Origin of the sequence: Sporomusa sp. KB1 (assembly GCF_007830295.1) — a bacterium.
GTDB lineage: Bacteria > Bacillota > Negativicutes > Sporomusales > Sporomusaceae > Sporomusa.
The window spans coordinates 2,951,116-2,964,848 of sequence record NZ_VLKC01000002.1; the positions used below are offsets into that span (position 1 = coordinate 2,951,116).

The 13,733-nt window shown below is 44.7% G+C and carries 12 protein-coding genes; all 12 read left to right on the forward strand.

Annotated features, from left to right (window positions below; genetic code table 11):
* The first annotated feature begins 172 nt into the window (after positions 1-172).
* The 12 genes from SALPA_RS17345 to SALPA_RS17400 all read left to right on the forward strand — a co-directional run bounded on the left by SALPA_RS17345 (position 173) and on the right by SALPA_RS17400 (position 13,456).
* The gene (locus SALPA_RS17345; RefSeq protein WP_145096766.1) at positions 173-1,120 is read left to right on the forward strand and encodes an ABC transporter permease; all 948 of its coding nucleotides are present in this window, start codon (positions 173-175) and stop codon (positions 1,118-1,120) included.
* Positions 1,114-1,893: an ABC transporter ATP-binding protein gene (locus SALPA_RS17350; RefSeq protein WP_145096769.1), complete on the forward strand. Its 780-nt coding sequence runs from the start codon at positions 1,114-1,116 to the stop codon at positions 1,891-1,893. Before SALPA_RS17345 ends, SALPA_RS17350 begins: the two co-directional genes overlap by 7 nt.
* Before the next feature lie 13 nt (positions 1,894-1,906).
* On the forward strand, positions 1,907-2,914 hold the full coding sequence (locus tag SALPA_RS17355) for an ABC transporter substrate-binding protein (RefSeq protein WP_255451247.1): 1,008 nt from the start codon (positions 1,907-1,909) through the stop codon (positions 2,912-2,914).
* Positions 2,915-3,073: 159 nt separating this feature from the next.
* Complete coding sequence (locus SALPA_RS17360; RefSeq protein WP_222428029.1) at positions 3,074-4,342, forward strand: MFS transporter; 1,269 nt, start codon at positions 3,074-3,076, stop codon at positions 4,340-4,342.
* A 40-nt stretch (positions 4,343-4,382) separates the two neighbouring features.
* Positions 4,383-5,723: a nitrogenase component 1 gene (locus SALPA_RS17365; RefSeq protein ID WP_145096771.1), complete on the forward strand. Its 1,341-nt coding sequence runs from the start codon at positions 4,383-4,385 to the stop codon at positions 5,721-5,723.
* A gap of 15 nt (positions 5,724-5,738) precedes the next feature.
* The gene (locus SALPA_RS17370; protein WP_094606718.1) at positions 5,739-7,283 is read left to right on the forward strand and encodes a nitrogenase component 1; all 1,545 of its coding nucleotides are present in this window, start codon (positions 5,739-5,741) and stop codon (positions 7,281-7,283) included.
* Between the two features lie 34 nt (positions 7,284-7,317).
* Positions 7,318-8,280 (forward strand): cysteine synthase A, encoded by a 963-nt coding sequence (gene cysK, locus SALPA_RS17375; protein ID WP_145096774.1) that lies wholly within the window; start codon positions 7,318-7,320, stop codon positions 8,278-8,280.
* Between the two features lie 24 nt (positions 8,281-8,304).
* On the forward strand, positions 8,305-8,823 hold the full coding sequence (locus SALPA_RS17380) for a nitroreductase family protein (RefSeq protein WP_145096777.1): 519 nt from the start codon (positions 8,305-8,307) through the stop codon (positions 8,821-8,823).
* Positions 8,824-8,957: 134 nt separating this feature from the next.
* The gene (locus tag SALPA_RS17385) at positions 8,958-10,256 is read left to right on the forward strand and encodes an O-acetylhomoserine aminocarboxypropyltransferase/cysteine synthase family protein (protein WP_145096780.1); all 1,299 of its coding nucleotides are present in this window, start codon (positions 8,958-8,960) and stop codon (positions 10,254-10,256) included.
* 21 nt (positions 10,257-10,277) lie between these two features.
* Positions 10,278-11,744, forward strand: coding sequence for a nitrogenase component 1 (locus SALPA_RS17390; RefSeq protein ID WP_145096783.1), 1,467 nt, complete (start codon positions 10,278-10,280; stop codon positions 11,742-11,744).
* Positions 11,745-13,046: a nitrogenase component 1 gene (locus SALPA_RS17395; protein ID WP_145096786.1), complete on the forward strand. Its 1,302-nt coding sequence runs from the start codon at positions 11,745-11,747 to the stop codon at positions 13,044-13,046.
* A 53-nt stretch (positions 13,047-13,099) separates the two neighbouring features.
* Positions 13,100-13,456 (forward strand): nitroreductase, encoded by a 357-nt coding sequence (locus SALPA_RS17400; RefSeq protein WP_145096789.1) that lies wholly within the window; start codon positions 13,100-13,102, stop codon positions 13,454-13,456.
* The last annotated feature ends 277 nt before the right edge of the window (positions 13,457-13,733 follow it).

Consider the following 13,733-nt stretch of genomic DNA (forward strand, 5'->3'; position numbering starts at 1 on the left):
GAGAAATTGTTTTTGAGAAAAAACAATTTCTCGGCCTTTTCGCATTATTTTTAGCTATATTTTGCATTAAAGATGTTTGCAGGCGCAGATAGGTGGTGTATTGCCAACACACCACCTATCTGCAAAAGTCTGTAACACATTGTATATATATCAAGAAAGAAGGTTAATCGAAATGAAGAAACTAATTATCTGGCTGCCGGTATTGTCAGTAATTTTAGCAATTGCGGTGGAAGTTATGATGGGGAATGCCGGCAAGCATACAACTACAAAACAACCCTATTTTTTATATTTGTTGGCAGGATTTTTTGTAATTTTTACGACCGTTACGATAGCATCCTATTTTAACGCTAAGGCAAAATTATGGCTGAAAGAAAGAGACTTATTTATTGCGGCAACGATTTTATTTTTAAATGTACTGAACATCGTAACCAAAAAACTCGGATTATTGCCAGTCATATACTTTCCATCACTTGATAAGATAATAAGCGTTATTGTGGAAGACAGAACATTTCTTGCTATTTGCCTTGCTTCTTCAGGCAAGCTTCTTTTTACGGGATATTTCTTTGGTGCCATTGCCGGGTTTGCCACAGGTATTGCTGTGGGATTCAGTAATGCGGCAAGTTATTGGGTAAACCCGTTAATTCGTGTCTTAGGCCCTATTCCTGCTACAGCGTGGATTCCGATAGTGCTAATTAGCTTTCCAACCTCATTTTCAGCCAGTGCTTTTCTGATTGCGCTTGCTGTTTGGTTCCCCACTACGGTTATGACAAGCAGTGGTATTTTAAATGTGCAAAATGCATATTTCGAAGTATCCAGCACCCTGGGAGCAGGCAAGTATTATCAAATATTTAAAGTCGGTGTCCCTGCTTCTATGCCACATATGTTTATCGGTCTTTTCAACGGAACATGTGCCTCATTTATCACTTTGATGACAGCGGAAATGCTGGGGGTTAAAAATGGTATCGGATGGTACATTAATTGGCAGAAAGAGATGATGGCTTATGCAAATGTATATGCAGGACTGATCCTAATCGCAGTTACATTTTCTATTCTCATTACGCTGTTGTTTAAGGTACGCGATCATGTACTGGTATGGCAGAAAGGAGTCATAAAATGGTAGGGGAAATAAAAGTAGCAGGGGTCGTCAAACGCTTTCCCCAGCAGGATGCTCCTGATGTTGTTGCACTTAGCGGTATTGATCTTACCATTAATGCCGGTGAATTCGTATCGCTCATTGGTCCTTCCGGTTGTGGTAAATCTACGCTGCTGCGGCTGATTGCCGGCTTAAACAGCGCCGATGAAGGCAAGCTGTATGTTGATGATGAGGAAATCAGAGAGCCATCCTATGAACGCGGCTTGGTATTTCAAAATCCCATGCTGTTTCCTTGGTTGAATATCCATGACAATGTAGCTTTTGGGCTGAAAGCGCGCCGCATATATAAGCACAAAAAGGCCGAGGTTGATAAATTTATTGATCTGGTGGGATTAGCTACTTTTCACAAGTCATATCCTCATCAACTATCTGGCGGGATGGCACAGCGGGCATCATTGGCACGGGCACTGGTAAATCACCCCAAGGTGCTGCTGCTGGATGAGCCGCTGGGCGCACTGGATGCATTCACCCGCATGAACATGCAGGATGAATTAATTCGCATTTGGCAGGAGCGGCAAACAACCATGATCATGGTGACTCATGATGTGGATGAAGCGATTTACCTGTCAGACCGCGTCATTGTTATGACGCCAAGACCAGCCAAGATTGAAAGTTGCATTGAGGTAAAGCTTTCCAGGCCACGAGCGCGCAGTAATCCTGAATTTCTTCATATGCGGTCAAAAATTTTGAAGATATTGAATTTTGCGGGTAATGAAAAAGAACCAACTTATTATTTATAAGAGGTGAGACAGTATGAACCTGAAAAAGAAAATGAGTATTATTGCAGTGACTGTAATAGCCACATTATTACTATCAGCCTGCGGGCAGAAGCCAGTCACAAAAGCCGAGGATTTTGTTTTGAAAATCGGTTATATGGGCAGTTTATGTGAAGCTCCGCTGCATATGGCTGTAGAGAAAGGCTTTTTTGCGGAGGAGGGGTTACAGGTTGATTTGATTAAGCTGGCACCGGGAGCAGCTTTTGAAGCCGTTACCGCAGGCACGGTCGATGCAGGCTTTGGTTTGCTTGCCAGTCTGATGCAGCCGCTTTCCAATGGATTACCGATTAAAATTACAACAGGCTTGCATACTGGCTGCGACAAGGTACTTGTTCCTAAAGACTCTGGAATTAAAACCCTCACAGATCTAAAAGGTAAACGTATTGGGGTTCCCAGTATGACCAGCAGTCCCATAATTTTTGCGAAACGTGCTCTTGCCGATGCCGGTGTTGGTGTAAGTGAGAAAAATATGGAAGTGGAATTTGTCGTATTTAGTGCCAGCGATTTGCCGATTGCTTTGAAAAATGGTTCGGTGGATGCGCTGGCAATGAATGATCCGACTGCATCTGTAGCCAAAAAAGAATTTTCTCTGAATACGCTGGTTGATTCGGCAGTGACTGAGCCATATAATCATCAATATTGCTGCTCGGCCTATGTTCGTGACAATATAGCCCAGGATTATCCTGAGGTTGCTGCAAAATATACCCGAGCTATGCAAAAAGCAAGTGCCTGGATACAGAAAAACCAGGAAGAAGCCGCAAAAATTCAGGTTGAGAAAAAGTGGGTTGCCGGGGACGCTGCTTTCAATGCAACGGTATTAAAAACCTATAATTATATCCCCTCAGTCAACGGTGCTTACGAAGCCTTTGGCATAACGGCAAAGCAATTACAGCAAGTTGGTATGTTGGATACTGGTGTGGATGTTGAAGCTTTGCATAAAAATAGTTTTGTCTTTTTTAATGACGTACAAGATACGGTTCAATAGTTGACTTATTACCCGCAAGTGTAAAATTTGGCTGATCAGTAAAATACTGAAGGCTAAGGCGATGTTTGACAACGCTTTCGCTTTCAGTATTTTTTTCTTTAACAAATAGTCATAGTATCCCTGGTAGAGAGTAACAGCAAGAGGAGATAGTTTAATCTTATGGGTATTAAGGGGGATATGCAATCAAAGATAACCACTAACAGTAAGTTAGTAGTACGTGCTTTAAGGCACCGCAATTACCGGTTGTTTTTTACCGGTCAGACGATTTCGATGATGGGGACATGGATGCAGGATATTGCAATAAACTGGTTGGTTTACCAGCTGACAGGGTCGCCTTCTATGTTAGGAATAGTTAATTTTTGCAGCAAAATTCCAGGCTTTATATTGGGGCCGCTTGCTGGATTACTGGTAGATCGTTTTAGTAGACATAGAATAATAATTTTCACCCAAATTATGTCAATGATACAAGCGTTTATTTTGGCGGCACTGGTGCTGACTGACCGGATTGAGGTTTGGCATGTGATGGTGATGGGTACGTTATTGGGCTGTATTCAGGCATTTGATATGCCAGCTCGGCACGCATTTATTTTTGATATGGTGGATAATCGCGAGGATATGAACAATGCTATTGCACTAAACTCCATTATTATCAATGCGTCGCGGCTTATAGGCCCCTCTATTGCTGGTATTTTAATCGCGATTGTTGGTGAAGGGATCTGTTTTTTGCTAAATGCAGTTAGTTTTATCGCTGTAATCGCGGCCTTACTAGCTATGCGAATTGGCAAAACACCAATTGCTCTAGGACAAAAATCAATTGCGCGCGAGTTGCGCGAGGGATTTACCTACGCCTATTACTTCCCTCCTATCAGGTATTTATTCTTTTTGCTGTGGATTATCAGTTTTTTGGGAATGCCTTACATTGTGCTTATGCCAGTTTTTGCTGATCAAATTTTGGGTGGTGGCTCTTATATATTGGGTTTTCTGTTTTCGGCCGTAGGACTGGGTGCCATTTGCGGAGCCTTTTTTCTGGCAGCACGTGCCCATGTAGCAGGGTTGGAAAATATCACGCCAATAGCCGCAGGGTTATTTGGCTTGGCTCTGGCTGTCTTTTCGCAAAATACCTCAGTCTGGCTGGCGTTAGGCATCATGTTTTTTGCTGGTATTGGGATGATTATGCATAGCATATCGACAAATACACTGTTGCAAACAGTGGTAGATGATGATAAGCGCGGTCGAATTATGAGTATGTACTCTATGGCGCACCAGGGTTTGACACCACTAGGCAGTTTGTTGGCCGGATTTTTAGCAGAAAATATTGGCGCACCGGCGACAGAATGTATTTTTGGTATAGCTTGCGTAGTTGGTGCAATCGCATTTTATAATTGCCTACCCAAAATGAAAGAGCATATGGGCGAAATTTACAATTAATTATTGTTAATATATAAGTAAATATTTAGGAGGTTATTACATGGGTACTTTTATCGAACGCGCAAAATCTACATGCGCTCTGGGTGGTGCAATTGTTACGATAGCTTCACTGCCAAGAGCAATTCCCATCGTTCATGCGTCAGGGGGATGCGCTACCATGCTGTCAGGCACATATAACCAGGCAAGCGGCTACAGAGGGTCCGGTTATTGCAGCGGCCAGATGACGCCTACTTCCAATGTTGTCGAAAAAGATATCGTTTTTGGTGGAGAGGAGCGGTTGGAAGAGCAAATTACGCATACTATCAAAGTAATTGATGGTGATCTGTACTTTGTCGTAACTGGATGTCAAGTTGAAATCATCGGTGATGATGTCGTAGGTGTGGCTAAACGTTTCAAGGATGGCAAGTATCCCGTGCTGGCTGCCAATACGCCGGGTTTTTTGGGTAATGGGTTTAAAGGCTATGAGGTGGTGCTGAGCGCCCTTGCTGCCGAGTTTATCGAACCCAAAGCCGTAAAGGCTGAAAAGACGGTCAACATTTTGGGGATTATGCCTGGACAGGATGTCTTTTATAGGGGCAATATCCGGGGAATTCAAAGGCTGTTAAAAAAATTAGGCATAAAAGCCAATACCTTTTTTGGGGATGGCGAAACCATTGAAAAAATAAAAAATTACGGGGATGCTGCTTTGACAATTGTATTCTCCGAGAAATATGGCATTGATACTGCTAAAGTTTTTGAAGAAAAGCACAATATTCCGTATGTTACTATTGATCTTCCGGTCGGTGAAACGAGAACTGATGCTTTTTTACATAAAATTGGCGAACGGCTGGGAATTGAACCGGCTATAGTTGAAGCGCTTATGGCTGAAGAAAAACAATATTATTACAGCTATATTGAGAGATTTTTAGATATTTACGGCGATATTGACCTGCAACGGTATGCGATAGTTTCGGCCGACAGCAATTATGCTTTTCCCTTGATCAGTTATTTGGCCGACGATTTGGGCTGGGTGCCGCAACTTGTGGTTATCAATGATGTTGAGGATGAGTTTAGCCAAAAGAAATATGAGAAAAAGTTTGAACAGTTAAGTTCTGAAACTAAACCCAAAGTCGTATTTGAACAACATGCCGGGCAATTGCTAAATCATATTCGGCAGAACTGGAAACCTAATAAAAACGACAAATACTATGATGCGCTTAGTCCGGCGTTTCTTGTCGGCAGCAGCCTTGAAGCCAGTACGGCGCAGAAGATTGGAGCCTCTTTCCTGCCAGTTTCTTTCCCGGTCACCAATCGGGCTATTCTGGACAGAGGCTACACTGGCTACCGGGGTGGATTAACGCTGGCCGAAGACCTTATTTCAGTACTTGTCAGCAATCGATAACAAGGAGGTATTACAATGTCTAAATTGACAGCAGATCTTACCTATGATTATTTATCAGCAGAGGCTGCTCCTACCAGAGAAGAACGAATTGAGGCCACATATGCTTTTGGTGGTTCTTGCACCACTCTTAAGCATGGCATGGGTCAGGGCTGCACCAAGTATAACAGCCGGAAGTTTGCCCAGGGCGGCGGCTGCCAGTTAAACTTAGCTTTGGGCATCGTCAGAACCTTCCAAAATTCAGTCATTATCATTCATGGTCCGCTGGGCTGCGCTTCTAATAATCTGGGTATTGCCGGCTATAGTAAAACCTTTAGAGTGCTAAAACAAAAACAAGGCACTGACAATGTCTGGATACATACCAATCTGGACGAAAATGATGTTATTGCCGGTGGTATTGATAAATTGCGTCAGGCAATATTGTATGCCGAGAAGGAATACCGTCCGGATGCCATTATCATCGGGAATAGTTGCGTACCAGGCATTATTGGTGATGATATTGATTCTTTAATAGATGAGCTTGACGGACAGCTTTCCGCCCGCGTGGTGCCTGTTCACTGCGAAGGCTTTAAAAGTAAATTTGTTGCTACCGGTTATGATTCGGCCTATCACGGTGTGTTAAAGAAATTGGTTGATCCCATAAAAAAACAAGACAGAATAAATCCTGATGATATTGCTTATACAACAGCAGAAGAGACCGAAAGGTATATCAACAGCAAGACGGTGAATTTGTTAAATGTCGGTTCTACTAGTTTTGGAGATGAATTTGAATTGTCACGGCTGCTCAAGGCACTGGGGCTCACTGTGCGGGTACTGCCGTTGTATGCAAGTATTGATGAAATCTCTCGTATCGGTGAAGCGGCGCTCAATGTCAGTATTTGTGCCACGCATGATGATTATCTGATCGGTCATCTGAAAGAACGGTTCGGTACCGATTATGTCATTGATACTCTGCCGATTGGAATTAAAAATACCAATCAGTGGCTGCGGGTTATTGCCCGTTTCTTCAAGCTTGAAGACGAAGCAGAAAAACTGATCGCCATTGAGACTGCCCAGTTGGAAGAAGCTCTTGTGCCATTTAAAAAAGAATTACAGGGCAAAACGGTATTTGTCGGTGGCGGTGAAACCCGGATTTTTACAACAGCCGAGTTTTATCAATCCTTAGGCATGAAGGTCTTGGGATTGAAACCTCATAATTTTGATCGCTTTGCTGTTCCCATGATTGATGATATTGATGACCAGGAAGCTGTCATCGACGTTGCGCCGGGACAACCGTCTGAAGAACTGGTCATACTTAACCGGCTCAAACCTGACCTCTATGTTGGACATGTGGGCGCTCCTGCCTGGGTGACAAAACTGGGTATTCCCAATATTCCTCTGTTTGGTCAGTCACTAAACTATATGGGCTATTCGGGAGCTTTTGAACTGGCAAGAAAAGCAGTGAAAAGCCTCAAAAATACAAACTTTCCTAAAAAAATAGCGGCCAATGTACCCTTGCCGTTCCGGCCAGAGTGGTATGCCAGCAATCCGTTTGACAATATCAAAGAAGCGCAACAAGGTTGATATTCTTGTACTAACTATATAAGGGGGAAGAAGAGTGTCGTATATTGTAGATAATCTAACAGAACTTATCGGCAACACGCCGCTTTTAAGGCCTAATTCTTTTTCTAGGCTGGCGAAGCTTAATGCTGAGCTGCTGCTTAAGCTCGAATATTTTAATCCGTTAGGCAGCGTAAAGGACAGAATCGCCAATTCCATGGTGGTGGATGCAGAGAAACAAGGCGCACTTAAGCCAGGCTCAGTGATTATTGAACCCACAAGCGGCAATACCGGTGTTGGATTGGCCTTCGTGGCGGCTGCCAGAGGCTATCGAATCATTCTTACTATGCCGGACACGATGAGTGTGGAACGGCGAACATTATTAAAAGCCCTTGGCGCCGAATTGGTACTGACACCTGGGGCGGATGGCATGAAAGGTGCTATCCGCAAAGCCGAAGAACTTTCCGTGCGAATTCCGGATGCGGTAATATTGCAGCAATTTAATAATCCTGCTAACCCGGCTATTCACCGGGAGACAACAGCTGAAGAAATATGGGCCGACACCAAAGGCAAAATTGACATATTTGTCGCCGGGGTGGGTACCGGCGGTACGGTTACCGGTGTGGGGGAAGCGCTAAAGGCCAAAAATCCGGCTGTTACAATTGTTGCGGTTGAACCAAATGATTCTCCAGTTTTGTCTGGCGGCAATCCTGGTCCGCATCAGATTCAGGGAATTGGCGCCGGCTTTGTGCCCAAGGTGTTTGACTATGAGGCCGTGGATGAAATCTTTAAAGTGAAAAACGAGGAAGCCATTGATACTGCCCGGGTACTGGCAAGAGTAGAGGGACTGCTTGTAGGTATTTCCTCCGGTGCTGCTGCGTTTGCCGCTGCCCAGATTGCCAGACGGCCGGAGAATGCGGGCAAAACGATTGTTGCCCTGCTGCCGGACACGGGCGAACGATATCTGTCAACTGTTCTTTTTAAAGAATTGCCTGATGAGGAAAGCAGGTACTGGCGTTAAAAAATATGTTTGGAGGGGAGTTCAGTGAGTGTTCTTGAGTTGGTAAAGCAACGGTATTCGGTGCGCAACTATGAAGCAAGGCCGGTAGAAGAAGAAAAGCTGCAAAAGATACTGGAAGCCGGGCGAGCTGCACCTTCGGCGAAAAATTTCCAACCCAGCCGTGTGATTGTTGTACGGGAAAAGGCTGGGCTGGAGAAGCTCAAAAAGGGGGCAAATGTGCATGGTGCGCCACTGGCAATCATAGTGGTTGGTGATCATGAAGCTGCCTGGAAACGGCCTTATGACAATAAAACCAGTGTAGATATTGATGCCAGTATTGTTACTGACCATATCGTATTGGCGGCAACTGAACTGGGGCTGGGAACGTTGTGGGTATGTTATTTTGATCCGGAGATTATTCGCCAAGAATTTAATATCCCGGCTCAGATTGAACCAATCAATATAATCGGAGTCGGCTATGCCGCCGGGGAAGCCAAGTCACCGGACCGGCATAACGAAACGCGCAAACCGTTAAATGAGTTTATCGTTTGGGAAAGCTATTGATCTACCCATAAGAAGCTGCGATTAAGAAAACAGAACATTATGTTTCAAAGTAACTCGCCGATTAGTCAGAAACTAAAGGCCTGTGCAGATTTGATTTGCACAGGCCGTTTGATTTAGGAGAGGGGCAGATAGCAATGAGTAAAGAAAATGAGAGAAAACATGGGTTTGACACCCTAGCGCTACATGCCGGACAAATACCTGACCCGGTGACAGGTGCTCGGGCAGTGCCCATTTATCAGAGCACCTCTTTTGTGCTAGGTGATACCGCGCGGGCTGCACGGCTTTTTTCACTTGATGAATTAGGTTATGCGTATACCCGGATGATAAATCCGACGCAAACTGTTTTTGAAGAAAGAGTAGCCGCCTTGGAAGGCGGCGTGGGGGCGTTGGCGGTTGCATCCGGACAGGCGGCCATTACGTATTCCATTCTGACCATTGCCCAGGCAGGGGATGAAATAGTATCTTCTGCGGCACTTTATGGCGGTACTTATAATTTATTTCATCATACGCTGCCCAAGCTGGGAATTAAGGTCCATTTTGTTGATCCTGGTGATCCGGAAAATTTTCGTCAGGCCATTACACCGGCAACCAAAGCGGTGTATGCTGAGATTATCGGCAATCCCAAACTGGATATTTTAGATGTGGAAAATGTCGCAAAAGTCGCTCACGAGCATACTATTCCGCTGATTATTGACAGTACGTTTGCCACACCTTATTTACATCGTCCATTTGAGTGGGGCGCCGATATTATTGTTCATTCCGCAACCAAATTCCTTGGCGGACACGGAACTTCCATCGGTGGCATTATTGTGGATTCAGGTAAATTTGACTGGAACAATGGAAAATTTCCCGGTTTAGTGGAACCTGATCCCAGCTATCATGGAATATCTTTTGTAGAAAAATTCGAGAACGCGGCATATATAACGAAAGCCCGGGTTACTTTGCTGCGCGATACCGGCGCGGCGGTTAGCCCGTTTAATGTCTTCCTATTTTTACAGGGACTGGAGACGCTGTCGGTGCGGCTGGAGCGCCATGTTGCCAATGCGAAAAAGGTGGCGGAGTTCTTGCAGGGACACAAGTATGTAACCTGGGTGAATTATCCGGGATTAGAGAGCAGTTCCTCATACCAAAAAGCGCAAAAGTATTTCCCAAAAGGCGCCGGGGCGATTCTTACGTTTGGCATTCAGGGAGGCTTGCAAGCGGGGACAAAATTCATTAATAATCTGGGGCTATTTTCTCATTTAGCCAATGTCGGCGACGCCAAGTCGCTGGTCATTCATCCCGCCAGCACTACCCATCAGCAACTAACGCCGGCACAGCAGGTGGCAAGCGGTGTCACGGAAGATCTGGTGAGGTTATCCATCGGTCTGGAAGACAGTGACGACCTGTTGTACTATCTCAATGAGGCGCTGGCAGTCAGCCAGAGAAGCTAGTGAATAAAGGGAGATGAATTGATGACTATTAATTTACAGGTTACGGCGGCAGGCAGCCGGGAAAATAGGCTGGGATCAATCACGGGCTATTCCGGGGATCTTCACGACCTCGTCCAGCAGACAAGATGCGGGACACTCAAGGAAAAGGAACGCTGCTTTAGTCAGTCAAGTTCTTGTGATGCCGGCTGCGCTCTGAATCAGCTTGCCAGCATCATCGACGTTGCGGTGATCAATCATGCACCTTCAGGCTGCACCGCCGGATCTTCCACGGTAATTGTCCATCATACACAGCTTGCGGCGAAACGGGGTATTGAATATGATACTGTTTTCCTCGGAACCGATATGGATGAATCGGATACAATCTTTGGTGCGATAACTGGCCTTAAAGAAATAATTATCGAAACCTATAACCGTTACAAACCTCAAGCCATTTTTGTGGGAACTTCCTGCGTTTCCGGCATTATCGGCGAAGATGTCGACAGTGTTATTACTGAGCTGCAAGCAGAACTGCCGATTCCGTTGGCGCCGGTTCATTGTGAAGGTTTCAAATCAAGAGTATGGGCATCCGGCTTTGATGCCGCCGATCATGCGGTGCTTACCAGCATAGTGAAGCCGCCGCAAAAAAAGAGTAATGTCATAAACTTTAAAAATTTTAATGAAAGTGCCAGAAAAGAAATTATTGAGATTTTTGCCAATTTTGGTGTTGAGCCATTTTTTTTATATGCTAATTCAACGGTGGAAGAACTTACCCACTTATCGGAAGCACTGGCTACCGTGTCAATCTGTGGAACATTGGGAACGTATTTGGGTAATGGTTTAGAACAAGAATACGGCGTACCTTATGTCAAGACCATCAATCCGTTAGGTATTGCCGGTTTCGAAGCATGGCTCAGGGAAATAGGCCGGGTAATCGGGAAAGCGGAGGAAGTAGAAGCCTATATCGAACAGGAACGAGCCTTCTATCTGCCTAAAATTGAAGCAGTAAAAAAAGAACTTACAGGACTGCGTGCCGTTCTGGGGATGGGCGCAAGCTTTGCTTTTCAGGTGTCCCGTGTTCTACAGGAGCTTGGTATCGAAGTAGTGTGGGTGGCTTCCTGGCATTTTGATGCGAAATATGATAATGGGGAGACGCCGCCCTATCTTGAACATTTGGTAAAAGAAAATCCCAATAATTTGAAAGTAAGTGTCAGCGATCAGCAAAACTTTGAAATTTTAAATATATTAAATACGCATAAACCGGATATTTATTTGGCCAGACACCCTGGCACAACCGTTTGGGCCATTAAGCAAGGGATTGCCGCTTTATTTCTTGGCGACGAATATAAGACTTTTGGCTACAGAGGGACCCTGGATTTTGCCAACACAATTCTTGATACAATCAGAAACAGAAGCTTTGAAAAAAATCTTGCCGCCCGGATTACGCTGCCCTATTCCGATTGGTGGTATAAACAGGATAATGCAGCCTTACTAAAGGAGGATGTGAAATAAATGCCGAAACTATTGGATCAACCTCGTTATAAGTGCGCCATGGCTGCGATGCAGACAGTGCAGGCAATTACCAAGGCCTTGCCCATATTGCACTCCGGTCCTGGCTGCGCTGATAAGCTGCAGGGAGGAAATTATGGAGGTTCGGGGCATTTTGCGCCCCGGATTTTTCCATGTACCAATCTTAATGAAAAAGACGTGGTTTTTGGCGGCTCTGAACGATTGCGGGAAACCATTGAAAATGCACTTAAGATTGTCAATGCCGACATGTATGTGGTAGTAAGCAGTTGTTCTTCGGAAATTATCGGCGACGATATGGAAGAAGTAATCCGCTCGTTTAAGGATGCGGAAAAGCCGGTAATTTTTGCTTCAACAGCAGGTTTTAAGGGAAATAATTTTATGGGACACGAGTGGGTTATTCAGGCCATTATTGAACAGTATTTAAAGCCGGCAGCGCATAAAACCAAAGGATTGGTGAATATCTGGGCCGGCGTTCCACAGCACGACCCCTTTTGGCATGGCAATTTAGTCGAGTTGGAAAATCTAATTGCCCAGCTTGGTTTAACTGCTAATACGATTTTTGGCTATGACCGGGGTATTAAAAATATTGATAGAATCCCGGAGGCGGAATTTAATTTGCTTGTATCCCCTTGGGTGGGCTTACATAGTGTGAAACTGTTACAGGAAAAATTCGGCACACCGTATTTGCATCTTCCCACCCTTCCTATTGGCTCTTTTGAAACCAGTAAGTTTTTACGGGCAGTCGGTGATTTTGCAGGTGTGGATAAACAAAAGGTCGAAGAGCTTATTACAGAGAATGAAAGAAAATATTACTATTATATTGAACGGTTTGCTGATGTATTTTTGGAAACCCGGGTTATGTCCAAACGGTTTGTTGTCGTGTCTGATGCTCAATATGCGCTAGCCATTACCAAATTCCTGGTCAATGATGTCGGTTTATTCCCTTCCAAACAATATATTACCGATAACACGCCAGATGAGTATCAGGAACAGATTAGAAAAGAATTTAAAGTATTAAACTATGGGATTGAAGCGGAAGTGGCATATCTTTCTGATGGTTATCTTATTCAGAATGAAATCAAAGATACCTATTTTACCGGCTATCCATTAATTATCGGTAGTTCCTGGGAAAAGAAAATAGCGCAAAAAACCCAGGCGCATTATTTGGCAGTATCCTGGCCTGTGAATGAAAGGCTGGTTATTAACAGTTCCTATGTGGGCTATGGCGGCGGACTAAAACTGCTTGAAGATATCTATTCGGTAGTGCTTACACGGTTTAATTAATAAGCTTTCTGTGGCAAGAGATGACGGCAGGTTTACTAGAGGAGTGAATGACAATGGTGCAGCAGGTATCTCCGGTTGTGTGCAAAAATTGCGCCGCCCGTCTTGCAAAATGGTGCTATGGAAAACACTGGTGGTTCCGGTTGATCCGGGAACCGTTGCTTTTAGGTATGCGGCTTTTGGCTAGGTGGCACAGGATTGATGCCCGGACTCATGTGGTACGCAATCCCGAATGCCACGGCTGCATACGTTTTATGAAAGCAGAACTGGAGGAAAAGTCGCCCCTGTTTTGTTTTCTCAATAAACATATCGGTAAAAGAGTCAATAAGCTTCGCGACTCCATGCTTGCCCCGGAAGAACTGGCTGAGGCGAAACGTTATGCCCGAGAGGCAATGGAGCAAAAAGTAAAGTGAACTCGTTTCAGCATAGCTGAAACATTGGGGATTCAGGTGGAGAGTCTATTCCACCTGAATTAACGCCGCCTGTAGAGGCGGGAGTCTTGACTCGCGTACTAAGATAAAGAAAGTATAAGTTTTTGAGAGTCGTGGAGGTCTTATAAAACAAGGGGTGCCAAATACGAAACCTGGAACAGGTGGCTGTACTGTTTGTGTCCAGTAACCCTCGTAACTCCCGTAACCCCTCGGCCTTTGCCGGAAAAAGCGTTCCGCAGGAGAAAAGCCGGGCGGTATT

Bases quoted from the DNA above. Each gene is read 5' to 3' on its own strand.
- SALPA_RS17345 (WP_145096766.1), top strand. From the start codon at position 173: ATGAAGAAACTAATTATCTGGCTGCCGGTATTGTCAGTAATTTTAGCA.
- SALPA_RS17350 (WP_145096769.1), top strand. From the start codon at position 1,114: ATGGTAGGGGAAATAAAAGTAGCAGGGGTCGTCAAACGCTTTCCCCAG.
- SALPA_RS17355 (WP_255451247.1), top strand. From the start codon at position 1,907: ATGAACCTGAAAAAGAAAATGAGTATTATTGCAGTGACTGTAATAGCC.
- SALPA_RS17360 (WP_222428029.1), top strand. From the start codon at position 3,074: ATGGGTATTAAGGGGGATATGCAATCAAAGATAACCACTAACAGTAAG.
- SALPA_RS17365 (WP_145096771.1), top strand. From the start codon at position 4,383: ATGGGTACTTTTATCGAACGCGCAAAATCTACATGCGCTCTGGGTGGT.
- SALPA_RS17370 (WP_094606718.1), top strand. From the start codon at position 5,739: ATGTCTAAATTGACAGCAGATCTTACCTATGATTATTTATCAGCAGAG.
- SALPA_RS17385 (WP_145096780.1), top strand. From the start codon at position 8,958: ATGAGTAAAGAAAATGAGAGAAAACATGGGTTTGACACCCTAGCGCTA.
- SALPA_RS17390 (WP_145096783.1), top strand. From the start codon at position 10,278: ATGACTATTAATTTACAGGTTACGGCGGCAGGCAGCCGGGAAAATAGG.
- SALPA_RS17395 (WP_145096786.1), top strand. From the start codon at position 11,745: ATGCCGAAACTATTGGATCAACCTCGTTATAAGTGCGCCATGGCTGCG.
- SALPA_RS17400 (WP_145096789.1), top strand. From the start codon at position 13,100: ATGGTGCAGCAGGTATCTCCGGTTGTGTGCAAAAATTGCGCCGCCCGT.